The organism is Aeromicrobium tamlense (assembly GCF_013408555.1).
In the GTDB taxonomy this organism is placed as follows: domain Bacteria; phylum Actinomycetota; class Actinomycetes; order Propionibacteriales; family Nocardioidaceae; genus Aeromicrobium; species Aeromicrobium tamlense.
This window is the reverse complement of sequence record NZ_JACBZN010000001.1, coordinates 2,763,566-2,785,088: the sequence shown is the minus strand read 5'-3', so window position 1 is coordinate 2,785,088 and position 21,523 is coordinate 2,763,566. Positions and strand designations below refer to the sequence as shown.

Genomic DNA, 21,523 nt, shown 5'->3' with positions numbered 1-21,523 from the left:
TCACAGTGCAACTTCAGGTTACAGTCGTCGGCACTGCCCGCATAACGGGCGTTTACACCCACGACCGTGGACCTGAAGCGAGGAGAGCCCATGCGCCAGAGCGCCGCAGCTGCACGTCGAGGACTTCGGTTCGCGATCGCGACGGCGCTCGTGGGCGCAGGCGTCACCCAGCTCGCCCCGGCGGCCAGCGCGGCTCCCGCCGGCGTCGAGCGCGTGGGCTACGAGTGCCAGGCCACCAACCCGATCATCAACTCCACGCTCGAGGGTCACTACCAGTTCTACGTGACCGCCGAGACCGACCTTCCGGACAGCGTCCAGGCGGGGGCGACGGTGCCCGCCACCGACACCACGCTGAGCCTGATCCTCTCGCGTGACCTGGTCGACCACCTCTACACGAAGATGGAGGTCCGCCGGGTGCGCGGCACCTCGCGCTCCGACGTCGTCCTGCAGGCCGTGGCCCCGGGCGGCGAGGTCCTCGAGACCCGCAACGAGCCCGTCAGCGGACTCCAGGCCGACTGGGTGCAGATCCGGACGGGCGCCGAGCTCACGATCCCGGCCGCGGGCACGGTCGCCGCGATCGACGTGCCGTCGACGGCCGAGAACGGCCTCATCTACGTCCAGATGCCCAAGACCTTCTTCCTCGACTCGGTCATGGACCCGCCGGTGCTCGGCTCGGTCTCGGAGGCCGAGCTCAAGTGCGTCCGCCAGAGCGACAACGCCGCGGCCCGGGTGATCGGCACGATCCCGATCGGCGCCGGCTGCACCGCGGTCGAGTGCCCGCTCCCGCCCGCCGAGGATGACGGCGGTGGCGGTGGCGGCGGCGGTGGTGGAACCGGCGACGGCGAGGACCCCGAGGTCATCGAGCCCGTCACCCCCGACGAGGAGACCGCCGTCGACGACGACTACGCATTCGACGAGAACGGGTCCGGCGACGATGCCGCGGTCGCCTCCGCCTCGGCCGAGACCAAGGCGCTGCCGGCCACCGGCTCCTCGTTCGGTCCGCTCCTGGGCGCCGCGCTCGCCGTACTGGTGGCGCTGCGGATCGGCCTCGCTGTGAGGCTGCGGCGCACCGGCCGCTGACCACCAGTTCCTCCAGGTACCCGCCCCGCGGGTTCCGTCCCCCTGTGAAGGAGCCCAGATGGGTGTCGAAGTTCGCGTCGAAGGGCTGACCAAGGCCTTCGGCAGCCAGACGATCTGGCGCGACGTCTCGCTGACGCTGCCCGCCGGGCAGATCAGCGTGATGCTGGGCCCCTCGGGCACGGGCAAGTCCGTCTTCCTCAAGGCCCTGATCGGCCTCATCAAGCCCGACGAGGGCCACATCCTCATCGAGGGCACCGACCTCGCCACGTGCAGCGAGCGCGACCTCTACGAGATCCGCAAGCTGTTCGGCGTGCTGTTCCAGGACGGCGCGATGTTCGGCTCGATGACCCTGTTCGACAACGTGGCCTTCCCGCTGCGCGAGCACACCCGCAAGAACGAGACCGAGATCCGCGACATCGTCATGGAGAAGATGTCGATGGTCGGCCTGGTCGGTGCCGAGACGAAGCTGCCCGGCGAGATCTCCGGCGGCATGCGCAAGCGCGCCGGTCTCGCCCGCGCGCTCGTGCTCGAGCCCGAGATCATCCTGTTCGACGAGCCCGACTCGGGCCTCGACCCGGTCCGCACCGCCTTCATCAACCAGCTGATGGTCGACCTGAACGCCCAGACCGAGGCCACCTTCCTCATCGTCACGCACGACATCAACACCGCGCGCACCGTGCCCGACAACATCGGCCTGCTCTACCACCGGCACCTGTCGATGTTCGGCCCGCGCGAGATGCTGCTCTCCAGCGAGGAGCCGGCCGTGCGCCAGTTCCTCAACGCCCAGACGGTCGGCCCGATCGGCATGAGCGAGGAGAAGGACGCCGACGAGCTCGCGGCCGAGGACCACAGCACCCTGCCGCCGCTGCCGCCGATCCCGCTGCAGCTGTTCCCGTCCGACGGCCGCCCCCGCGCCACCCAGGCCGAGCCGGGCGCATGGTGCGCGGCCCACGGCGTCGTGCCCCCGCCGGGCTCCTTCCTGAACGACGGCTCGGGCTTCTCGGCGCCGTCGCCCCAGTCGATCGGCGGTGCCCGATGAGCCTCGGCGAGCGCGTCACCGCGCCGTTGGCCACCGCGGGCCGGCTCTTCGCGTTCGGCGCCGACGTGCTGCTCGCCGTCTTCCAGCGTCCGTTCCAGCTGCGCGAGTTCATCCAGCAGGCGTGGTTCATCGCGTCGGTCACGATCATCCCGATCGCGCTCGTGGCGATCCCGTTCGGCGCCGTCGTGGCGCTGCAGACCGGCAGCCTCGTCCAGCAGTTCGGCGCGCAGTCGTTCGTCGGCTCGGCCGCGGTGCTCGCGGTGCTGCGCGAGGCCGCGCCGATCGCGACCGCGCTGCTCGTGGCCGGCGCCGGCGGCTCGGCCATCGCGGCCGACCTCGGCGCGCGCAAGATCCGCGAGGAGCTCGACGCGATGATGGTGCTGGGCATCGACCCGATCCAGCGTCTCGTCGTGCCGCGCGTGCTGGCCTGCATGCTCGTCGCGGTCTTCCTCAACGGGCTGGTCAGCGTGGTCGGCGTGCTGGGCGGCTACATCTTCAACGTGATGATGCAGGGCGGCACCCCCGGCGCCTACCTCGCGTCGTTCACCGCGCTCGCGCAGACGCCCGACCTCTACCAGGGCATGGCGAAGGCGCTCGTCTTCGGCCTCATCGCCGCGATCGTCTCCACCTACATGGGCATGCACGCCGACGGCGGCCCGCAGGGTGTCGGCCAAGCGGTCATGGAGTCGGTCGTCATCACCTTCCTGCTGCTCTTCCTGGCGAACTTCGTGATGAGCGCCCTGTACTTCCAGCTCGTCCCGGCGAAGGCGTTGTGACGTGGCCAGCCTGACGACCGCCGTGCGCCGCCCCCTGGGGATCCTCGACGACCTCGGCCTGCAGCTCGCGTTCTACCTGCGCACGATCGCGTGGATGCCGCGCGTCATCACGCGGTACCCGCGCGAGATCCTGCGGCTGCTGTCCGAGGTCACGTTCGGGCGCGGCTCGCTCGCCGTCATCGGCGGCACCGTCGGCGTCATCTTCACGATGTCGTTCTTCACCGGCGTCGAGGTCGGCATGCAGGGCCACAGCGCTCTCGAGCAGCTGGGCACCAGCGCGTTCGCGGGCTTCTTCTCGGCCTACTTCAACACCCGCGAGATCGCGCCGCTCGTGGCCGGCATCGCGCTGGCCGCCACGGTCGGCTGCGGGTTCACGGCCCAGCTCGGCGCGATGCGGATCTCCGAGGAGGTCGACGCACTCGAGGTCATGGCGATCCCGTCATTGCCGTACCTGGTCACCACGCGCGTGCTGGCCGGCATGATCGCGATCATCCCGCTCTACATGGTGGGCCTGATGTCGTCCTACCTCGCCACGCGGCTGACGATCACGGCGATCTACGGGCAGAGCAGTGGCACGTACGACCACTACTTCGACCTGTTCCTGCCACCCGAGGACGTCCTCTGGTCGTTCTTCAAGGTGCTCGTGTTCGCCGTGCTGGTGATCCTCATCCACTGCTACTACGGCTACTACGCCAGCGGCGGCCCGGTGGGCGTCGGCGTGGCCGTGGGTCGCGCGGTGCGCACGTCGATCGTCGTCATCAACGTCGCCGACCTCATGATGTCGATGGCCATCTGGGGCACCACCACGACCGTCAGGCTGGCCGGCTGATGGCGCGCGTGTCCACCCTCGACCGCCCCGCCGTCGTCCGCAGCCTGGGCGTCGCCATGGTCGCGCTCATCGTCGGTTCGGTGCTGCTGACGTACGCGGTGTTCACGAAGGCGTTCTCCTCCGACATCCCCGTCCTGATCCGCAGCAACGGCGTCGGCCTGCAGCTCAACCCGAACGCCGACGTGAAGCTGCGCGGCGTGATCGTCGGCCGCGTCGACGAGATCACCTCCGAGGAGGGCCAGGCCGTCATCCACCTGCGCCTCGACGCCGACCAGCAGCAGGTCATCCCGTCCGACGTCCAGGCGTTCGTCGTGCCCAAGACCCTGTTCGGCGAGAAGTTCATCGACCTCCAGCCCGTGGCGCAGTCGGCCGGCACCCCGATCCAGGCCGGCGACGAGATCACCCAGGCCGCGCTGCCGTCCGAGGTCGAGACCCTGCTGGCCGACCTCGACCCGCTGCTGACGGCGCTCAACCCCGAGGACCTCTCCTACGTCCTCACGGCGCTGTCCGACGCGCTGTCGGGCCAGGGCGAGAAGGTCGGCCAGACCCTCGAGACGCTGTCGGGCTACCTGCAGAAGATCACGCCGCTGGCGCCGAAGTTCGTCGAGGACGTCACGCTGCTCGGCGACACCGCGAAGACCTACGCCGACGTCATGCCCGAGATCGGCACCACGCTGCGCAACGCGGTGGTCACCGGCAACACGCTCACCGCACGTCGGGCCCAGCTCCAGACCCTCTTCGTCGAGACCGCCGCGTTCGCGACCTCGGCCGAGAAGCTGGCCCAGCGCTCGGGCGACGACTTCATCACGCTCTCGCGCGACTCCCGGCCCACGCTCGAGCTGCTGGCGCAGTACTCGCCCACGCTCGAGTGCGTCCTCAAGGGCATCGACCGTCTCAAGCCCGCGATCGACGGGGCGTTCCGCAACCACCGGGCGCACGCGTCGATCGAGTTCGCCCCGCGCTCCTCGCGTGACTACGACGCCGACGACGCCTACGAGCTGCCCACGGCCGGGAAGTCCGGAGCGCTCGCGCCCAGCTGCGCCACGCTGCCGCGCACCGCCTACACGGCGAAGCGCCCCGCGCCCGGCATGAGCGACACCCTGCTGCAGCAGTTCGGCATCGGCGGCGACCTCGGCAAGCGCTCGCCGCTCGTCGCGCCCTCGGTGGCCAGCCCGGCCGGCACCGACGCCGAGGCCGAGCAGATCGACGCGATCGTCGCCACGGCCCTCGGCGTCGACCCCACTGACGTTCCCGACGTGGCCCGGCCGCTGTTCGGTCCCGTCCTGCGTGGAGCGGAGGTGACGCTCTGATGGCCCGCACCGGCATGGACCGCCAGACGGCCTCCGCGTTCGCGAAGCTCATGGCCTTCCTGGTCATCACCGGCCTGATGACCGCGCTGCTCGTCGCCGTCATCGGCAACACGTCGTTCGAGCGCACGGTCACCTACAAGGCGGTGTTCAGCGACGTGACGAGCCTCGTGAAGGGCGACGACGTGCGCATCGCGGGCGTGCGCGTCGGCAACGTCTCGGAGGTGAAGGTGCACTCCGGCACCAGCGCCGAGGTCACCTTCAGCGTCGACTCCGACATCGACCTGACGCAGTCCACCCAAGCCACGCTGCGCTACCGCAACATGATCGGTCAGCGCTACATCTCCCTCAGCGAGGGCGCCGACGGGGCGCCCGGACGACTGAAGGAGGGCGAGACGATCGGGCTCGACCGCACCACGCCGGCGCTCGACCTGACCGACCTGTTCGGCGGCTTCAAGCCCCTGTTCGAGGCGCTGTCGCCGGAGGACACCAACCAGCTCGCCTACGAGCTGATCCAGGTGTTCCAGGGCGAGAGCGGCACCGTCGAGTCGCTGCTGTCGCACACCGCCTCGCTGACCCAGACCCTCGCCGACCGCGACGAGCTCATCGGCTCGGTCATCGAGAACCTCACGGTCGTGCTGACTTCGTTCAACGAGCGCGACACCGAGCTGTCCTCGGCGATCTCCACCCTCCAGCAGCTCATCACCGGCCTGAAGGACGACCGCGACGTGCTCACCGGCTCGCTCGACGACATCTCGGTGCTCACCGGCGAGACGGCCGGCCTGCTCGAGGACACGGGCCCCGCGATCACCGCCGACATCAAGGAGCTGCGCCAGCTCACCTCGAAGATCGGCACGAAGCAGGCGCGGCGCGATCTCGACCGCACGCTGCAGATCCTGCCGATCAAGATCGACCGGATCGGCCGCACGGGCCAGTACGGCTCGTTCTTCAACTTCTTCGTCTGCGACATCGGGGTCAACGGGAAGGTGCCGTCGTTGAACGGTGTGCCGGGATGGGAGCAGGCGCGTCCGTTCAAGACCACGAAGCGCGTCACCGTGACCGGAGCAGGGGTGAGTCGATGCCGCTGAAGGACATGAAGCCGATCCGCGAGCGCAACCCCGTGGTCGTGGGCGCGATCTCGCTGGCCATCATCGCCGCGATGCTGTTCGGCGCCAGCCAGGCCGCGAGCCTGCCCATCGTCGGCGGCGGCGCGAAGTACGCCGCGGAGTTCACCGAGGTCGGCGGCCTCAAGAAGGGCGACGACGTCCGCCTCGCCGGCGTGCGCGTCGGCGAGGTCTCCGACCTGCAGCTGCACGGCGACAAGGTGTGCGTCGTCTTCCGGGTGAAGTCCGACCGCGACCGGCTCGGCACGCAGACCGGCGCCTCGATCCGCATCAAGTCGCTGCTCGGCACGATGTACGTCAGCCTCGAGCCCGACGGCTCCGGCACCCTCGCGAAGGGCGCCGTCATCCCGGCCTCGCGCACGAAGGCTCCCTACGACATCGTCCAGGCGTTCTCGGGCCTCACCGAGACCACGCAGGAGGTCGACCAGGAGCAGCTGGCGCAGGCGCTCGAGACCATCAACGACGTCGCGTCCAAGACGCCCGAGGAGTTCCGCAGCGCCGTCACCGGCGTCACGGCCCTGTCGAACACGCTGGCCAAGCGCGACGAGGAGCTCGAGACGCTGCTGAAGAACGTCGACGGCATCTCGGCGGTGCTGGCCGACCGGAACACGGAGTTCGTCAAGCTCTTCGAGGACGGCTCGGTGCTGTTCGACGCCCTGAGCAGCCGCCGCGACGCGATCCACGCCGTGCTGGTCAACGTGACGCGCATGTCCAACGAGATCGAGACGCTCGTCACCGACACCCGCGGGGATCTCAAGCCCGCGCTCACGCGCCTGGCCGGGGTGGTCGACGTCCTGAGGAAGAACGAGAAGAACATCGACGCCGCGATCGACCAGCTGCCGGCCTACTACGCGATGGTCGCCAACAACGGCTCGAGCGGCCCGTGGCTGGACTCGTACATCTACAACCTGCTGAGCATCCTCGGCGTGCCGGGAGGGCTGTGAGCATGAGCGAGCGTCTCCGGAGTCTCTCCCGCCCCGCCGTCGCCATCGGCGCGGCCCTGCTGTGCCTGGTCCTGGTCGGCGCGGCCGCCGTCGCCGCGGTGACGCGATCGGGCACGAACACGGTCACGGTCGACTTCGACCGCACGGTGTCGCTCTACGAAGGCTCGAAGGTGCGCATCCTGGGCGTCGACGTGGGCACGGTCGAGAAGATCACGCCGCGCGGCCAGACCGTGCGGGCGCTGATCTCGTGGGACGCCGCGTACGACGTCCCCGCCGACGCGAAGGCGCTCATCGTGTCGCCGTCGGTGGTCGGCGACCGCTTCGTCCAGCTGGCGCCGGCCTACACCGGCGGCCCCACGCTGCGCGACGGCTCGCACCTCGACCAGTCGCGCACGGGCACGCCCACCGAGCTCGACGAGACGTTCGCCGCGCTGGACGACGTCGCCACCACGCTCGGCCCCGACGGGCTGAACGAGGACGGCGCCGTCAGCGAGCTCGTCTCCAGCACGGCCGACAGTCTCGACGGCAAGGGTGCCGAGATCCGCGAGAGCATCGAGGCGCTGGCGAAGCTGGGCACCACGGTCGACGGCACGAAGGACGAGTTCTTCACCTCGATCGAGCAGATCGAGCGGTTCGTCTCCGCGCTCGAGGCCAACGACTCCAGCGTGCGCCGCTTCAACTCCAGCCTCGAGGACGTCTCGGGCATCCTGGCCGCCGAGGGCGACGACCTCCAGCTCGCCGTGCGCGAGCTGGCCGGGGCCCTGCAGCAGGTCCAGGGCTACGTGGAGGAGAACCGCAGCGTCCTGCGCCGCAACGTCTCCGGGCTCAGCGACGTCACGAAGAACCTCGCCGAGCAGCGCAAGGACCTGGCGAAGATCCTCGACCAGGGCCCGAAGGCGCTGTCGAACCTCGCGATGGCCTACAACCCCACCACGGGCACCCTCGACGCCCGCGGCTCGATCAAGGGCTCCACCTCGCGCGGGATGACCGTCCTCACCGAGAGCTTCTACGTGTCGGCCTACTGCTCCCTGAGCACGCAGGAGGACGCCAAGTACAAGGAGGCCTGCGACGCCGTGGGCCAGCTCGTCGGCTTCCTCGCCGACCAGGCGAAGGCGACCGGCAGCGATGCCGACGCCGCCCCCGCGGCCCAGGCCCCGCCGGCCGGCTCCTCCACCGAGGAGTCCCTCTCCTACCTGATGGGGGTGGCGTGATGCGCACGATCCGGACCCGGGTCGCCCTCGTGGGCGTCGTGGGGTCGCTGGCCCTCGTCTCGGGCTGCGTCTCCAGCGTCGGCGACCTGCCGCTCCCGGGTGGAGCCGACCTCGGCGACGATCCCTACTCGGTCACGATCGAGTTCGCCGACGTGCTCGACCTCGTCCCGCAGAGCGCCGTCAAGGTCAACGACGTGTCCGTCGGCCGCGTCACGAAGGTCGAGCTCGACGGCTGGAAGGCGAAGGTCACGGTCAAGGTCAACGGAGACGTCGTGCTGCCCGACCAGGCCGTCGCGTCGATCCGCCAGACCTCGATCCTCGGCGAGAAGTTCGTGTCCCTCGCGCCCCCGGAGGAGGGTGGCGGCGAGGTCGGACGCCTCGGCGACGGCGACCTGATCCCGCTGGCGCGCACCGGCAACGCGCCCGAGATCGAGGCCGTGCTGGCGTCGGTCTCGCTCGTGCTCAACGGCGGAGCGCTCGGCAAGGCCCAGGTCATCAGCCGCGAGCTGGGCACCGCGTTCAAGGGCCGCGAGTCGGACATGCGCACCTTGGTGCGTCGACTCGACGAGTTCCTCGAGGTCGCCGACGACTCGCGCGAGGACATCGTGGCCGCGATCGAGCAGATCGACCGGCTCGCGAAGAGCACGAACGAGCAGAAGCAGGCGATCGACGCCGCACTCGACGACCTGCCGGCCGCGCTCACCACGGTCAACCAGCAGCGGGCCAACCTCGTCAAGATGCTCGACGCGCTGTCCGAGCTCGGCGCCGTGGGAACGGACGTGATCGTCAAGAGCAAGACCGCGGTCACGGCCGACCTGCGCGCGCTCGCGCCGATCCTGGACAACCTCGGCTCGGCCGGCGACGCGCTCATCACCTCGCTCGAGGTGCTGCCCACCTTCCCGTTCCCGGACTCGCTGCTCGGTGAGACGCCGCAGGAGGCGAAGAAGTACCAGATGGGCGACTTCCTCAACGTGTCGCTGGACTTCAACACCGACTTCTCGACCACGGTCGGGCTGATGACCGACGCCGAGCGGCAGGCGCTGAAGGAAGCCCTGCGCGAGGACGACGTGTCGGGCGTGCTGGCGAAGTCGGTGGTGGCGCCGTGATCACCCGCAAGGTCCGCGTGCAGCTCGCGCTCTTCCTCGCCGGCACCCTCGTGCTGATGACCTACATCGGCGCGAACTACGCGCACGTCGACCGCCTGTTCGGCAGCGGCTACAAGGTCACGGTGCAGATGGCCGAGTCCGGCGGCATCTTCACGACCGCCGACGTCACCTATCGGGGCGTGAGCGTCGGTCGGGTCACCGACATGTGGCTCGACGGCGACGGCGTGAAGGTCGAGGTCCGGATCGACGGCGACGCGCCCGAGATCCCCGCTGACTCCGACGTCGTCGTGGCCAACCGCTCGGCCGTCGGCGAGCAGTTCCTCGACTTCCAGCCGCGCACCGACCGAGGCCCCTTCCTCGAGGCCGACGACGTGATCGCGCGCGAGCGCACGCAGGTGCCGATCGACACCCGCACCCTGCTCACGAACGTCAGCGCGCTGCTGTCCTCGGTGGACGCCGACGACCTCAGCACGGTCATCACCGAGCTCGGCACGGCGTTCGAGGGCTCCTCGCAGGACCTCAGCACGATCATCGACACGTCCAGCTCGTTCATCACCGAGGCCGACCAGAAGTACGAGGTCACCGCGGCGCTGATCCGCAGCTCCAACACCGTGCTGCGCACGCAGGTGGACTCCCAGAGCGACATCCGGGCGTTCGCGCGGAACCTGAGCCGGCTCACCACGGCCGTGCGCAGCTCCGACGCCGACCTGCGCACCGTGATCGACTCCGGCGCACCGGCGGCGAAGTCCCTGCGCGCCCTGATCGACGAGAACGCCGACGACATCGCCGCGCTGCTCGACGACGCCATCACCGTGAACAAGGTCGTGGCCACCCGGCTCGACGGAGTCCGCGGCGTGCTGGTGATCGCGCCGTACGGCATCGAGAGCGCGTACTCGATCATCACGAAGGACTCGCGCACGGGCCAGTACGCGGCCCGGCTGAGCCTGTCGCTGCAGCCCGCGAACGAGCCCTGCCTGCCGGGCTACAAGCCCGACGCCCGCCAGCGCACGCCCTACGACCGCACGGTCGAGAAGTGGAACCGCTCGTGGACGTGCTCGAAGGCCACGCCGCGCGGCGGCAAGTCCGGGGGAGGGGGCGCCACGTCGTCCTCGTCCTCCTCGGAATCCGGCGCCGGCACGGTGCTCGGCACGTACGATGTGGCGACGCGGACGCTCGCGTCGAACGACGAGGCCGCGACGATCCCGCAGGCCCTCGATCTCGGTGAGGAGTCCTGGAAGTGGATGATGCTCGGTCCGGCGGTCGCCCGGTGAGTCGCGGTCGCCTCGTGACGGCGGCCCTCGTGGTGGTGGCTCTCGTCGCCGTGGCGGCGGGTGCCTGGCTGCTGGCGCGGGGTCCGCAGGTCCCGGCGTCGGCCGACACGGCCGCGCGCCAGGACGTCCGCGCCGCCACCGAGCGGTTCGCGACCTCGATCAACACCTACGACGTGGCCGACCTCGACCCCTACGTCGAGAAGGTCACGCCGCTGCTCACCGACGACCTCGCCGAGCAGTTCGAGCTCTCCACGCAGGACCTGCTGTCGCGGTTCGCCGACACGAAGATCGTCTCGAAGGGCAAGGTCGAGCAGGTCGCGATCGACAGCATCGACGGGGACAGCGCCGAGGCGCTGGCCGCCATCACGGTCACCACCGCGCCCGAGAGCGTGCAGTACGGCCAGCCACGTTTGCGCTGGCGCGTCTCGCTCGTCCGCGAGGGCGACACGTGGCTCGTCGACAACTTCGCCAACGTCGCGGTCGAGACCGCGCCCACCGAGGCGCCCGAGTCGCAGGAGGAGGGCCGATGACCCGCCCGTCCCGTCGCGCCGTGCTGGTCGCCCTCGCCGTCGTGGCCGTGGTGTTCGCCCTCGTGTCCGTCCTCGTCGTGCAGCGCGCCGAGGCCTCGGCGCAGGACCAGCAGGACGCCCGCGACGACGCCGCGGCCGCGGCCACCGACGCCATCCCGCGGATGCTCGGCTACCGCCACGCGTCGATAGCCGACGACCTCGACGAGGCCACCGAGGTGATGACCGAGTCGTTCGCCGACCAGTACTCCGAGCTGACGCCGCAACTGGTCTCCACCGCCCAGCAGCGCCAGATCGACGTCATCGCGACGGTCCGCACGATCGCGGCGCTCGAGTGCGGGCAGGAGTGCTCGACCTCGAAGGTGCGCCTGCTCGCGTTCGTCGACCAGAACCGCACGATCGCCGGCAAGCCCGGCTCGCCCGCGGCCCTCTCGGTCGTGATCTCCATGAAGAAGGTCGACGGCGACTGGCTCGTCGACGACCTCACCACCAGCTGACCGCCTGCCCCGAGATGTGCTCCTTCTTCTACGTTTCAGCCCACCTGAGACGTGGAAAATGGAGCACATCTCGGGACGCGCGCGGGTCAGACGTGCTCGGTCCTGACCAGCTCGCCGAAGACCACCGAGCGGTCGTCGGTGTGGAAGATCTCCGAGCACGTCGTGAGGGTCAGCAGTGACTCGGAGGGGCGGGCCCGGGACTTCTGGGTCCTCGACTCCCTGGCCTCCTCGGGCACGGGCTGGACGACCCAGATGTCGGTGAAGTCGACGATCGTGTCCGTGCCGGAGTTGCGCAGCTCGTAGGTGTAGACGTGCGTGCGGGTCTCGACCTCGACCAGGTCGCCGGCGCGCAGGTCGGGGAAGTCCTTGAACGGCTGGCCGTTCGTCACGCGGTGGCCGGCCACGGCGAAGTTGCCCGGCTGGCCGGGCCGCTGCGTGTCGGTGAACCAGCCCACGCCCGAGGTCAGCGCGGTGTCGTCGATGCCGGCGACCACGGGGACCTCGAAGTCCTCGCCCAGGCGCGGCACGCGCAGCACCGCGAACACCTGCCCCATGCGGATCTCGTCGCGGGTGGCGTCGCCCTTGCGGTTGCCCTTCCAGTCGTCGGCCAGTGCCACGGCCATGTCGCCCTGGCGCTGCTTCGCGACGACGTTGGTGCCGATGTAGGTCCAGGCGGCCCAGCCCAGGCCCACGACGAGGACGACCGTCAGCACGCTCGCCACGAGTCGCAGCGGCCGCAGCTGCGGGGTCGGCCGCAGTTCGGGGCGCTCGCGGCGCGGCGGGCCGGCGGGGGCGTTCATGCAACTGAGTGTCACACCTGGGCGGCCACCGGACAATCGAGTCGCCGGAACCCGGACGCGCGAGGTCGCCGGTCCCATTGCCCGTGACCGAGGACGCACGATACGGTGCTGACTAAGCAAGCGCTTAGTGATCCAGGAGACCCCGATGACCCGTGAGTTCGAGACCCTCGCCGACTTCAAGGCCGCCGCCGGCCAGGAGCTGGGCACCAGCGAGTGGGTCACCGTGACCCAGGACAAGATCAACCTCTTCGCCGACGCCACCGGCGACCACCAGTGGATCCACGTCGATCCCGACGCCGCCGCGAAGGGCCCGTTCGGCAAGCCGATCGCCCACGGCTACCTCACCCTGAGCCTGCTGCCGGTGTTCACCGAGCAGATCTACTCGGTCAAGAGCGTCGTCATGGGCGTCAACTACGGCGCGAACAAGGTGCGCTTCCCGCACCCCGTGCCGGTCGACTCCAAGGTGCGCGCCACGGCCACCCTCAAGGAGACGCAGGACATCAAGATCGGCACGCAGGCCATCGTCAGCGTCGTCGTCGAGATCGAGGGCGTCGAGAAGCCGGCGTGCATCGCCGAGGTCGTCTACGTGATGGCCGAGGCCTGAGCCATGCACTTCGCCTTCGACGAGAGGACCCAGGACCTCATCGCGCAGATGCAGTCCTTCATGGACGAGGTCGTCCACCCGGCCGAGCCGCTCGCGCACGAGCAGATCGAGGCCAACTACCGGAACGACGACTGGTCGATCCCGCCGGTCGTCGAGGACCTCAAGACGGAGGCGAAGAAGCGGGGCCTGTGGAACCTGTTCCTGCCCGGTGAGGGCGGCGCAGGCCTGACCAACCTGCAGTACGCCCCGCTGGCCGAGATCCAGGGCCGCAGCATCCAGCTGGCCCCGCCGGCGACGAACTGCGCCGCGCCGGACACCGGCAACATGGAGGTGCTGAACGAGTTCGGCACCGAGGAGCAGAAGAAGCAGTGGCTCGAGCCGCTGCTGGCCGGCGAGATCCGCTCGGCGTTCGCGATGACCGAGCCCGACGTGGCCTCGAGCGACGCGACGAACATCGAGACCTCGATCGTGCGCGACGGCGACGAGTACGTCATCAACGGCCGCAAGTGGTGGATCACCGGGGCGATGAACCCGAACGCCAAGGTCTTCATCGTCATGGGCAAGACCGATCCCACGGCGGCACGGCACCGCCAGCAGTCGCAGATCCTCGTGCCGCGGGACACCCCCGGCCTCGAGATCGTGCGCGGGATGCACGTGTTCGGCTACCACGACCGCGACCACGGCGGCCACGCCGAGCTGCGGTTCACCGACGTGCGCGTCCCGGTGACGAACCTCATCGCGGGCGAGGGCGACGGCTTCGCGATCGCCCAGGCGCGCCTCGGGCCCGGCCGCATCCACCACTGCATGCGGTCGATCGGCATCGCCGAGCGCGCGATCGAGCTCATGTGCCAGCGCGCGCAGGACCGCACCGCGTTCGGCAAGCCGCTGGCCGACCAGGGCGTCATCCGCGACTGGATCGCCGAGTCGCGCGTGCGCCTCGAGCAGCTGCGCCTGCTGGTGCTCAAGACCGCCTGGCTGATGGACACGGTGGGCAACAAGGGCGCCCACACCGAGATCCAGGCGATCAAGATCGCCACGCCCCGCACGGTGCAGTGGATCCTCGACAAGGCGATCCAGACGCACGGTGGCGGCGGTCTGAGCCAGGACTTCCCGCTGGCCGAGATGTACGCCGGCATCCGCACGCTGCGGTTCGCCGACGGTCCGGACGAGGTCCACAAGAACTCGCTCGCCAAGGCCGAGCTCAAGCGTCAGGGTGTCCGATGAGCGCGCGCAGGTGTGTCGTCACCGGTGCTGCGGGCGGCATCGGCCTGGCGATCGCGGAGGCGCTCGTCGAGCGCGGCGACCGCGTGCTCCTGGCCGACCTCGACGAGCAGCGCGTCGCCGAGGCCGGAGAGCGCCTCGGGCAGCCGTGGTTCGCCGGTGACGTCGCCTCCGAGGCGGGCGTCGCGGCCCTCATCGAGCAGGCCGACGCCGAGCTCGGCGGGGTCGACGTCTTCGTCGCCAACGCGGGCATCTTCCGAGGCTTCGGCCTCGACGCCGACGAGTTCGACTGGTCGCTGTCGCTCGACGTCAACGTCATGGCACACGTGCGCGCCGCTCGGGCTCTCGTGCCGCGGTGGAGCGTGGAGTCGCCCGGCGTCTTCGCGGTCACCGCGTCCGCCGCGGGCCTGCTGACCCAGCTGGGCTCGCCGACCTACTCGGTGTCCAAGCGCGCCGCGGTGGGCTTCGCGGAGTGGCTCGCCGCGACCTACGGCGACCGAGGCGTCCAGGTGGCCGCGCTGTGCCCCATGGGGGTCGCGACGCCGATGGCCGAGGCGGGCGAGACCGCCACCGAGCCCGACGCGCGACTGGCCCACGGGTCGGTCGCGGCCGCCGGCGAGACGCTCGCGCCGCAGGAGGCCGCGCGGGTGCTGCTCGAGGCGATCGACGAGGGCCGCTTCCTCGCGCTGCCGCACGAGTCGGTCGGCACGATGTACGCCCGCAAGGCGCAGGACACCGATCACTGGCTGTCGGGCATGCAGCGATTCCGGACGTCGCTCGGAGGCTGATTCTCGTATCACCCCCGGGAGTCGGCTCTCACCCGATACGATCCGGTGACTCATGTCCGACTCTCGGGGGTACTCGATGAACCGTCCCATCCTGCGCTGGCTGTCCGCCGCCGCGCTCAGCGGCGTGGCCGCGACCGCGCTGGTCGCCCCCGCCACGCCCGCCGTCGCGGCGCCCGCGGCCTTCTGCTCCGACGGCAGCCAGCCGATGGTCACGCAGGACGAGGCCACCGCGTTCGCCGAGGGCGAGCCGGTGACCGGCCTCACGGTCGTCAAGGGCACGCAGCCCGTCGAGTTCACCGGCGAGTACGTCGGTCACCTCGAGGACGCGCTCGGCCAGGGCGTCGACATGCTGCTGTTCGAGCTCTCGGGCGCCGGCATCGACACCGGCAATCCCGCGGCGGGCATCTGGTCGGGCATGTCGGGCTCGCCCGTCTACGCGCAGGACGGGCGCCTGATCGGCGCCGTCGCGTACGGCCTCAACGCCGACAACCTCCCGATCGCGGGCGTCACCCCCGCCGACTTCATGAAGAAGTCGGGCGTCGACCGCCTCGCCCCGTCGCGCGTGTCCATCACGCGGTCCTCGCTCGCGGGCGCCTCGCGGGCCACCGAGAAGCGCCTCGCCGGAGAGACCCTCCCGCTGCTGAAGACCCGCAAGGTCGTCGCGGGCGGCACCAAGACCAACGCCCTGGCCAACCGCACCCTGGCGCGCGTTCCGGGCTCGTCGGCCGCCGCTCGCTCGGCCCGAGCCGGCGGATTCGCCTCGGTCGCGTCGCCCTCGCGCATCGCCGAGCCGCTCGTGCCCGGCGGCAACATCGCCGTGGGCTACTCCACCGGCGACCTGTTCTCCGGCGGCGTCGGCACCGTGACCGCGATCTGCGGCAACACCGTGTGGGCGTTCGGTCACCCGATGGACTTCGCCGGCGAGACCTCGCTGTCGATCCACAACGCCGACACGGCGCTCATCGTCCCCTCCTCGACCGGCCTGGTCGGCTCGTACAAGCAGGTCTCGCGGGTCGGCCAGCAGATCGGCACGATCACGCACGACGGCTACGCGGCGATCCGCGGCGAGCTCGGCGTCATCAAGGGCTTCCCGGTCACGACCCACGTCTACAACCCCTCCGGCCAGCGCATCGGCACGTACGGCGGCACGGTCGTCAACCCCGACCTCGCGGCCTTCGCCGCCGGCTACGCGCCCGCGTACGCCGCCGTCGACACGCTCGACAACCTCGGGATCGGCACCGCGCGTCACGTGTGGCGCATCGACTACCGCCTGCGCGGCGGTCGCACGGGCAGCGTCGCCAACGTGCAGGTCTACGCCGACCGCGGCGAGCTCGGCGACCAGCTGGCCGGCAGCGTCGGCAGCGACGTCGCGACCCTGCTGGGCACCGACCTCGCCGACGTCACGATCACCCGCATCACCTCGCACCTCACGCTGCGCAGCGCGAAGGCCGTGGACTACCGCTTCGCCGGCGCGCAGCGCTGGGTCGGCGGGAAGTGGGTCAAGGCGCACGGCAGCAGCGTCAAGGCCGGCCGCGGCGTCACCGTGCGCCCCGTCTACCGCGAGTACGTGAACGGCCGCCCCCAGGGCACGCGCACCGGCCCCGCGAAGAAGTTCGTGATCGGCAAGAACGCCAAGGGTCGCGCCAAGATCGCCTACTCCGCGCTCGCGCAGCCGTCGATGGACGACTGCGAGATCGACGAGGACGGCGAGATCTGGTGCCCCGGCTTCGACGACGAGGAGGATGGCCCCTCGAGCTTCTCCGAGCTCGTGGCGCAGCTCGACGCGCTGATCCCGGCCGACCGCGGTGTGGTCGCCGCCGGCTGGGCCTGGAAGGTCGGCAAGTCCAAGGGCGCGTCCGAGCGTCGCGGCGGCCTCGTCGGCCCGGGCGTCCTCTCGGGCACGTACACGGCCACCTTGAAGGTCCGCCGCTGACGCGACTCCGTAGGCTGGCCGCATGGCGATCGAGCTCCTGAGCCCCACTCAACTCGACGACATGCGGCCCGCCGGCCGCTTCGTCGCCGAGGTCCTGACGACCCTGGCCGAGACGGCCGACGTCGGCGTCGACCTGATCGAGCTCGACGCCCTCGCGCACCGGATGATCAAGGACCGCGGCGCCGAGTCCTGCTACATCGACTACGCGCCCTCGTTCGGGCGCGGCCCGTTCGGCAAGGTGCTGTGCACGAGCGTCAACGACGCGGTGCTGCACGGCCTGCCGCACAAGTACAGGCTGCGCGACGGCGACCTGGTCAGCTTCGACTTCGCGGTGAGCGTCGACGGCTGGGTGTGCGACTCGGCACTCAGCGTCGTGGTGGGCACGCCGCGCGACGAGGACCTGCGCCTGATCGAGGCCACCGAGGTCGCCCTGGCCCGTGCCATCGAGGTCGCCCGTCCCGGCAACAAGATCGGTGACATCAGCGCGACCATCGGCGAGACCGCGCGCGAGTACGGCTACTCGGTCAACACCCAGTTCGGCGGGCACGGCGTCGGCCGCACGATGCACGGCGACCCCCACATCTCGAACGACGGCACCGCCGGTCGAGGCTTCCCGCTCAAGCCGGGCCTCGTCATCGCGATCGAGCCGTGGCTGCTGGCGGCCACCGACGAGATCCGCATGGACGAGGACGGCTGGACCATCCGCAGCGTCGACGGCTCCCGCGGCGCCCACAGCGAGCACACCATCGCGATCACCGACGGCGACCCGATCGTCATGACCGCCCGCGGCTGACCGCCCTTCGCGAGATCTGCTCCAATTCCTACCTTTCAAGCGGGTTGAAACGTCGATTCTGGAGCAAATCTCGGGACGCGCGGAGGACGAGCGCGTCGGCGCCGACGTGCCCGGCGAGCATCACGCCTACCGGGAGGCCCTCGTGCGCGAAGCCGGGCACGCTCGCGGCGGGCTGGCCGCTCATGTTCATCAGCGCCGTGTAGGGCGTGAAGAGCAGCTCGCGCCGGTGGTCCTCGGCCGGGTCGCCCGACTCGGTGAACCACGCGTGCGGCTGCGGCGGCAGGGCCAGCGTGGGCGTGAGGAACAGGTCGAACGAGGCCAGTGCGGCGTTGACCCGCGCGGTCGTCAGCTCGAGGAAGCCCATCGCGGCGGCCAGCGCGGGCGCTGAGGCCTGGCCGCCCCGCTCGTACCAGTACCGCGTCGTCGGACGCAGGCTGCCGATCGCCTCGGGCGGCAGCGGCACGGACGCCATCCCGGCGGACCAGACCACGTTGAACTGCGGCTCCAGCTCGGCGGGCCAGGGGTTCGCGATCTCCACGACCTCGTGCCCGAGCGAGGCGAGTGCCTCGCGCGCCGCGGCGACGGCGGCGACCGAGCCGGGGGAGGGCTCGGCGAAGTCGAGGTAGGGGTCGGTCCAGGTCGCGATGCGCAGCCGGCCGGTCTCGCGTCGGACCTCTTCCGCGAACGGCACGGCCGGTGCGGGCCACACCCGGGACGAGCCGGGCATCGGCCGGGCGAGGAGGTCGAGCACGGCGGCCACGTCGCGCACCGAGCGGGCCAGGACGCCGTCGGTGGCCAGCCCGTTCCACGTGGGGGAGTCGGGGCCGGCGCCCACACGCCCGCGCGACGGCTTGAAGCCGAGGATCCCGCAGCACGACGCGGGGATCCGGATCGAGCCGCCGCCGTCGCTGCCGGGCGCGAGCGGGAGCAGCCGCGCACCGACCGCCGCGGCCGCGCCACCGCTCGAGCCGCCCGCGTTCCGCGACGGGTCCGCGGGCGTGCCGGTCGGACCGACGACGTCGTTGTCGGTGTACGAGCTCAGGCCGAACTCCGGGGTGTTCGTCTTGCCCAGGCTGACGAAGCCGGCGTCCTCGACGAGGCCGACGAGGTCGGCGGAGTGGTCGGGCACCTGGTCGGCCATGAGCCGCGACCCCATCGTCGTGCGGACGCCCTCGGTCGCCGTCAGGTCCTTGAAGGCCGTCGGCACGCCCGCGAACGGCGGGCGCTCCTCGAGGGCGTCGAGCGCGGCCGCGCGGGCCAGCGCGCGCTCGGGGGTGAGGGTCACGAAGGCGCCGAGGTGGTCGTCCTGGGCCCGTTCGAGGAAGTGGCGGGTGACCTCGACGCACGAGACCTCGCCCGAGGCGATGGTCGCGGCGAGGTCGTGGGCGTCGAGGTCGTGCAGTGCGGTCACCGTGCCACCGTCTCGTGTTCGCCGGCGATCGACAAGCGGCGCCCACCCTTGACGCCGCCGGGGTTCGGCCGGTCGACTGGAGCCCCGTGCCGCCCACCGCAGGAGGACCCGTGTCCGCACCCTCGCAGCCCCTCGCCGAGCGTCATGCGCGCATCGTGGAGGGCTTCACCGCCGTCGTCGAGCAGGTGGACGACTGGGACGCGCCGACGCCCGTGCCCGAGTGGCGCGCACGCGACGTCGTCGAGCACCTCGTGACGTGGTCGCAGGGCTTCCTCGCCTCCGGCGGCGTCGACCTGAGCCGTCCGGTCGACGGGGACGACCCCGCCGGCACCTGGCGGGCGCACGCGGCCGAGATCCAGCAGCTGCTCGCGTCGGACGCCGCGGAGGCGGACTTCACGCACCCGCACCTGGGCACCGAGCCGCTCGGCGGCGTCGTCGACCGGCTCTACACGACCGACGTGCTCATGCACACGTGGGACCTGGCCGAGTCGGCCGGCGTCCCGTCGGGCCTCGACGCGCAGGAGTGCGAGCACCTGCTGCAGGGGATGAGCCTGCACGAGCAGATCCTGCGCGACTCGGGCCAGTACGGACCGGCGGTTCCCGTGCCGCCCGACAGCGACGGGGTGACGCGACTGATGGGCTTCCTCGGCCGCGATCCCCAGTGGCGGTCGGCCCGGTGACCGCCAACGCGATCAGCCTCGAGTACCTGCGGCGCGGCCACCGTGCGGTGCTGCGGGCCGTGCACGGGGTGGACGAGTACGACGCCCGCCGGCCGCTGACGCCCACGGGCACGAACCTGCTGGGCCTGGTCAAGCACCTGGCGATCGTCGAGCTGGAGTACGTCGCGTCGTGCGCCGGCTTCCCCAGCGACCTCGGCACGCCGTGGGAGACCACGACGGGGGAGGAGGACAACTCCGACCTCTGGCTGACCGCGGACGAGTCGGCGCAGGACGTCATCGACCTCTACGTGGCCGTGGGCGAGCACACCGAGCGGGCCGCGGCCGCGCTCGCGCCCGACGCTCCGGTCACCGTGCCGTGGTGGTCCGAGCCGTCGACGACCTTCGAGCGGCTGCTCGTGCACCTCGTCTCGGAGACCGCACAGCACGCCGGCCACCTCGAGATCCTGCGCGAGGGGATCGACGGGCAGGGCGACACGTGGGACGAGGCCCGCACCGAGCGGGACGAGGCGTGGTGGTCGGCCCTGCTGGAGCGGATCGGCGCCGCGGCGGAGGTCCACCGCGACGCCGGTCGCACGGTCACCGCGCCCGAGGGCACGTTCTGACGGTCAGGAGTCGATCGAGACGATCTCGACGACGAACAGCAGCGTCTTGCCGCCGAGCTCGTTGCCCTCGGAGGCCTCGGTGCCGTAGCCGTACTCGGCCGGGATGGTGATCAGCACGGTGTCGCCGACCTTGCGGCCCACGACGCCGGCCTTGAAGCCCTGGACGACCTGGTCGGTGGACAGCTGCGCGGGCTGGCCGTCCTTGCCGAACGTCTGCTGGAAGATCTTGCCGTCGTCCTCCCAGGTGCGGCCCTGGTAGTTGACGGTGATGGAGTCGCCCGCCTTGACGGTGTCGCCGTCGCCCTTCTCGAGGACCTTGTAGAGCACGTCCTTCGGCGGATCGGTCTTCGGCAGCGTGACGGTGGGCTCGTCGCCCTTCAGGGAGACCTCGGGGACGTCCTTCTCCCACGCCTTGGCCTTGACCTCCTCGCGGACGTCGACGACGTCGGTGACGATGATCAGCGAGTCGGTGGCCTTGATGTCGAGGTCGGCGTAGCCCTCGGCGCCGTAGACGTCGGACGCCAGCACCGACGTGACGACGCGCGAGCCGGTGGGGACGCACTCGATGCCGGCACGGAACGCCTCGAAGGTGTTCTCGTCGCCGACCGTCAGCGTGGCGGCCTCGCTGAGGGCCTGCTTGCCGGTGCGGCCGTTGAAGACGCTGATGATCGCCTCGACCTGGTCGCCCTCGGCGGTGTCGTCGCCCTTGCCGTCGTCGACCACGGTGCGCTGCAGCTCGTCGGCCTTCGCGGTGAGCGGGGCGGTGAACGTCGCCTTCGGGCCCGTCTCGCCGAACTCGCCCGAGACCTTCACGGCGTCGCTCGTGGCGCCGGAGGAGTAGTCGGTGCAGTTCTCCTGGCTCGACTTCTCGTCGTCGTCGCCGGAGCCGCAGGCCGCGAGGGTCACCGCGGACAGCAGCAGGACGGCGGGCAGGGTCTTCAGGTTCCGCATGGTTCTCATTTCGTCGGAGAGGCTCGCCG

Annotated in this window: 22 protein-coding genes; 19 read left to right on the top strand and 3 right to left on the bottom strand. The window is 70.9% G+C overall.

The features are described 5' to 3' along the window. The first annotated feature begins 90 nt into the window (after positions 1 to 90). Genes BJ975_RS13690 through BJ975_RS13635 form a run of 12 tightly spaced genes read left to right on the top strand, consistent with a single transcriptional unit; the run spans position 91 to position 11,711 of the window. The gene (locus tag BJ975_RS13690) at positions 91 to 1,080 is read left to right on the top strand and encodes a DUF6801 domain-containing protein (protein WP_179426858.1); all 990 of its coding nucleotides are present in this window, start codon (positions 91 to 93) and stop codon (positions 1,078 to 1,080) included. 58 nt (positions 1,081 to 1,138) lie between these two features. Then, positions 1,139 to 2,119, top strand: a complete 981-nt coding sequence (locus BJ975_RS13685; RefSeq protein WP_179426856.1) for an ABC transporter ATP-binding protein — start codon at positions 1,139 to 1,141, stop codon at positions 2,117 to 2,119. After that, positions 2,116 to 2,895: an MlaE family ABC transporter permease gene (locus BJ975_RS13680; RefSeq protein WP_179426854.1), complete on the top strand. Its 780-nt coding sequence runs from the start codon at positions 2,116 to 2,118 to the stop codon at positions 2,893 to 2,895. The genes BJ975_RS13685 and BJ975_RS13680 overlap by 4 nt, the downstream gene beginning before the upstream one ends. Position 2,896: 1 nt before the next feature. Beyond that, on the top strand, positions 2,897 to 3,724 hold the full coding sequence (locus BJ975_RS13675) for an MlaE family ABC transporter permease (protein WP_179426852.1): 828 nt from the start codon (positions 2,897 to 2,899) through the stop codon (positions 3,722 to 3,724). Further along, a complete protein-coding gene (locus BJ975_RS13670) occupies positions 3,724 to 5,034 on the top strand; it encodes an MCE family protein (protein WP_179426850.1) in 1,311 nt (436 codons plus the stop codon). Before BJ975_RS13675 ends, BJ975_RS13670 begins: the two co-directional genes overlap by 1 nt. Further along, positions 5,034 to 6,119: an MCE family protein gene (locus BJ975_RS13665; protein WP_179426848.1), complete on the top strand. Its 1,086-nt coding sequence runs from the start codon at positions 5,034 to 5,036 to the stop codon at positions 6,117 to 6,119. The genes BJ975_RS13670 and BJ975_RS13665 overlap by 1 nt, the downstream gene beginning before the upstream one ends. Next, positions 6,110 to 7,099, top strand: a complete 990-nt coding sequence (locus tag BJ975_RS13660) for an MCE family protein (protein WP_179426846.1) — start codon at positions 6,110 to 6,112, stop codon at positions 7,097 to 7,099. The genes BJ975_RS13665 and BJ975_RS13660 overlap by 10 nt, the downstream gene beginning before the upstream one ends. 2 nt (positions 7,100 to 7,101) lie before the next feature. Continuing rightward, the gene (locus BJ975_RS13655) at positions 7,102 to 8,310 is read left to right on the top strand and encodes an MCE family protein (RefSeq protein ID WP_179426844.1); all 1,209 of its coding nucleotides are present in this window, start codon (positions 7,102 to 7,104) and stop codon (positions 8,308 to 8,310) included. After that, positions 8,310 to 9,416 carry an MCE family protein gene (locus tag BJ975_RS13650; RefSeq protein WP_179426842.1) on the top strand — a complete coding sequence of 369 codons (1,107 nt, stop codon included), beginning with the start codon at positions 8,310 to 8,312 and terminating at the stop codon, positions 9,414 to 9,416. The genes BJ975_RS13655 and BJ975_RS13650 overlap by 1 nt, the downstream gene beginning before the upstream one ends. Beyond that, a complete protein-coding gene (locus BJ975_RS13645) occupies positions 9,413 to 10,687 on the top strand; it encodes an MCE family protein (RefSeq protein WP_179426840.1) in 1,275 nt (424 codons plus the stop codon). The genes BJ975_RS13650 and BJ975_RS13645 overlap by 4 nt, the downstream gene beginning before the upstream one ends. Continuing rightward, positions 10,684 to 11,217 (top strand): hypothetical protein, encoded by a 534-nt coding sequence (locus BJ975_RS13640; protein ID WP_179426838.1) that lies wholly within the window; start codon positions 10,684 to 10,686, stop codon positions 11,215 to 11,217. The genes BJ975_RS13645 and BJ975_RS13640 overlap by 4 nt, the downstream gene beginning before the upstream one ends. Then, positions 11,214 to 11,711, top strand: a complete 498-nt coding sequence (locus BJ975_RS13635) for a hypothetical protein (protein ID WP_179426836.1) — start codon at positions 11,214 to 11,216, stop codon at positions 11,709 to 11,711. The genes BJ975_RS13640 and BJ975_RS13635 overlap by 4 nt, the downstream gene beginning before the upstream one ends. An 86-nt stretch (positions 11,712 to 11,797) precedes the next feature. On the opposite strand, the gene BJ975_RS13630 is transcribed toward BJ975_RS13635, so the two are convergent. Further along, the gene (locus tag BJ975_RS13630) at positions 11,798 to 12,511 is read right to left on the bottom strand and encodes a class E sortase (RefSeq protein WP_179426834.1); all 714 of its coding nucleotides are present in this window, start codon (positions 12,509 to 12,511) and stop codon (positions 11,798 to 11,800) included. A 145-nt stretch (positions 12,512 to 12,656) separates the two neighbouring features. On the opposite strand from BJ975_RS13630, the gene BJ975_RS13625 reads away from it, so the two are divergent. Genes BJ975_RS13625 through map form a run of 5 tightly spaced genes read left to right on the top strand, consistent with a single transcriptional unit; the run spans position 12,657 to position 17,850 of the window. Next, on the top strand, positions 12,657 to 13,115 hold the full coding sequence (locus tag BJ975_RS13625; protein WP_179426832.1) for a MaoC family dehydratase: 459 nt from the start codon (positions 12,657 to 12,659) through the stop codon (positions 13,113 to 13,115). Positions 13,116 to 13,118: 3 nt separating this feature from the next. Further along, on the top strand, positions 13,119 to 14,339 hold the full coding sequence (locus BJ975_RS13620; RefSeq protein WP_179426830.1) for an acyl-CoA dehydrogenase family protein: 1,221 nt from the start codon (positions 13,119 to 13,121) through the stop codon (positions 14,337 to 14,339). Further along, positions 14,336 to 15,124: an SDR family oxidoreductase gene (locus tag BJ975_RS13615; RefSeq protein WP_179426828.1), complete on the top strand. Its 789-nt coding sequence runs from the start codon at positions 14,336 to 14,338 to the stop codon at positions 15,122 to 15,124. Before BJ975_RS13620 ends, BJ975_RS13615 begins: the two co-directional genes overlap by 4 nt. 52 nt (positions 15,125 to 15,176) lie before the next feature. Beyond that, a complete protein-coding gene (locus BJ975_RS13610; RefSeq protein ID WP_179426826.1) occupies positions 15,177 to 17,057 on the top strand; it encodes a hypothetical protein in 1,881 nt (626 codons plus the stop codon). Positions 17,058 to 17,079: 22 nt separating this feature from the next. Next, positions 17,080 to 17,850, top strand: a complete 771-nt coding sequence (gene map / locus BJ975_RS13605) for a type I methionyl aminopeptidase (protein ID WP_179426824.1) — start codon at positions 17,080 to 17,082, stop codon at positions 17,848 to 17,850. 28 nt (positions 17,851 to 17,878) lie between these two features. Here the strand turns inward: map and BJ975_RS13600 are convergent, their stop codons facing one another. Then, positions 17,879 to 19,261, bottom strand: coding sequence for an amidase (locus BJ975_RS13600; protein ID WP_179426822.1), 1,383 nt, complete (start codon positions 19,259 to 19,261; stop codon positions 17,879 to 17,881). A gap of 110 nt (positions 19,262 to 19,371) precedes the next feature. Between BJ975_RS13600 and BJ975_RS13595 the strand changes: the two genes are divergently transcribed. Together BJ975_RS13595 and BJ975_RS13590 are read left to right on the top strand one after the other, a co-directional pair. After that, positions 19,372 to 19,941, top strand: coding sequence for a TIGR03086 family metal-binding protein (locus BJ975_RS13595; RefSeq protein ID WP_179426820.1), 570 nt, complete (start codon positions 19,372 to 19,374; stop codon positions 19,939 to 19,941). After that, on the top strand, positions 19,938 to 20,543 hold the full coding sequence (locus BJ975_RS13590; protein ID WP_179426818.1) for a DinB family protein: 606 nt from the start codon (positions 19,938 to 19,940) through the stop codon (positions 20,541 to 20,543). Before BJ975_RS13595 ends, BJ975_RS13590 begins: the two co-directional genes overlap by 4 nt. A 3-nt stretch (positions 20,544 to 20,546) precedes the next feature. On the opposite strand, the gene BJ975_RS13585 is transcribed toward BJ975_RS13590, so the two are convergent. Further along, positions 20,547 to 21,494 carry an FKBP-type peptidyl-prolyl cis-trans isomerase gene (locus BJ975_RS13585; RefSeq protein ID WP_179426816.1) on the bottom strand — a complete coding sequence of 316 codons (948 nt, stop codon included), beginning with the start codon at positions 21,492 to 21,494 and terminating at the stop codon, positions 20,547 to 20,549. Positions 21,495 to 21,523 lie beyond the last annotated feature (29 nt).

Bases quoted from the DNA above. Each gene is read 5' to 3' on its own strand.
- BJ975_RS13690 (WP_179426858.1), top strand. From the start codon at position 91: ATGCGCCAGAGCGCCGCAGCTGCACGTCGAGGACTTCGGTTCGCGATC.
- BJ975_RS13685 (WP_179426856.1), top strand. From the start codon at position 1,139: ATGGGTGTCGAAGTTCGCGTCGAAGGGCTGACCAAGGCCTTCGGCAGC.
- BJ975_RS13680 (WP_179426854.1), top strand. From the start codon at position 2,116: ATGAGCCTCGGCGAGCGCGTCACCGCGCCGTTGGCCACCGCGGGCCGG.
- BJ975_RS13670 (WP_179426850.1), top strand. From the start codon at position 3,724: ATGGCGCGCGTGTCCACCCTCGACCGCCCCGCCGTCGTCCGCAGCCTG.
- BJ975_RS13665 (WP_179426848.1), top strand. From the start codon at position 5,034: ATGGCCCGCACCGGCATGGACCGCCAGACGGCCTCCGCGTTCGCGAAG.
- BJ975_RS13660 (WP_179426846.1), top strand. From the start codon at position 6,110: ATGCCGCTGAAGGACATGAAGCCGATCCGCGAGCGCAACCCCGTGGTC.
- BJ975_RS13655 (WP_179426844.1), top strand. From the start codon at position 7,102: ATGAGCGAGCGTCTCCGGAGTCTCTCCCGCCCCGCCGTCGCCATCGGC.
- BJ975_RS13650 (WP_179426842.1), top strand. From the start codon at position 8,310: ATGCGCACGATCCGGACCCGGGTCGCCCTCGTGGGCGTCGTGGGGTCG.
- BJ975_RS13635 (WP_179426836.1), top strand. From the start codon at position 11,214: ATGACCCGCCCGTCCCGTCGCGCCGTGCTGGTCGCCCTCGCCGTCGTG.
- BJ975_RS13630 (WP_179426834.1), bottom strand. From the start codon at position 12,511: ATGAACGCCCCCGCCGGCCCGCCGCGCCGCGAGCGCCCCGAACTGCGG.
- BJ975_RS13625 (WP_179426832.1), top strand. From the start codon at position 12,657: ATGACCCGTGAGTTCGAGACCCTCGCCGACTTCAAGGCCGCCGCCGGC.
- BJ975_RS13620 (WP_179426830.1), top strand. From the start codon at position 13,119: ATGCACTTCGCCTTCGACGAGAGGACCCAGGACCTCATCGCGCAGATG.
- BJ975_RS13615 (WP_179426828.1), top strand. From the start codon at position 14,336: ATGAGCGCGCGCAGGTGTGTCGTCACCGGTGCTGCGGGCGGCATCGGC.
- BJ975_RS13610 (WP_179426826.1), top strand. From the start codon at position 15,177: ATGTCCGACTCTCGGGGGTACTCGATGAACCGTCCCATCCTGCGCTGG.
- map (WP_179426824.1), top strand. From the start codon at position 17,080: ATGGCGATCGAGCTCCTGAGCCCCACTCAACTCGACGACATGCGGCCC.
- BJ975_RS13585 (WP_179426816.1), bottom strand. From the start codon at position 21,494: ATGCGGAACCTGAAGACCCTGCCCGCCGTCCTGCTGCTGTCCGCGGTG.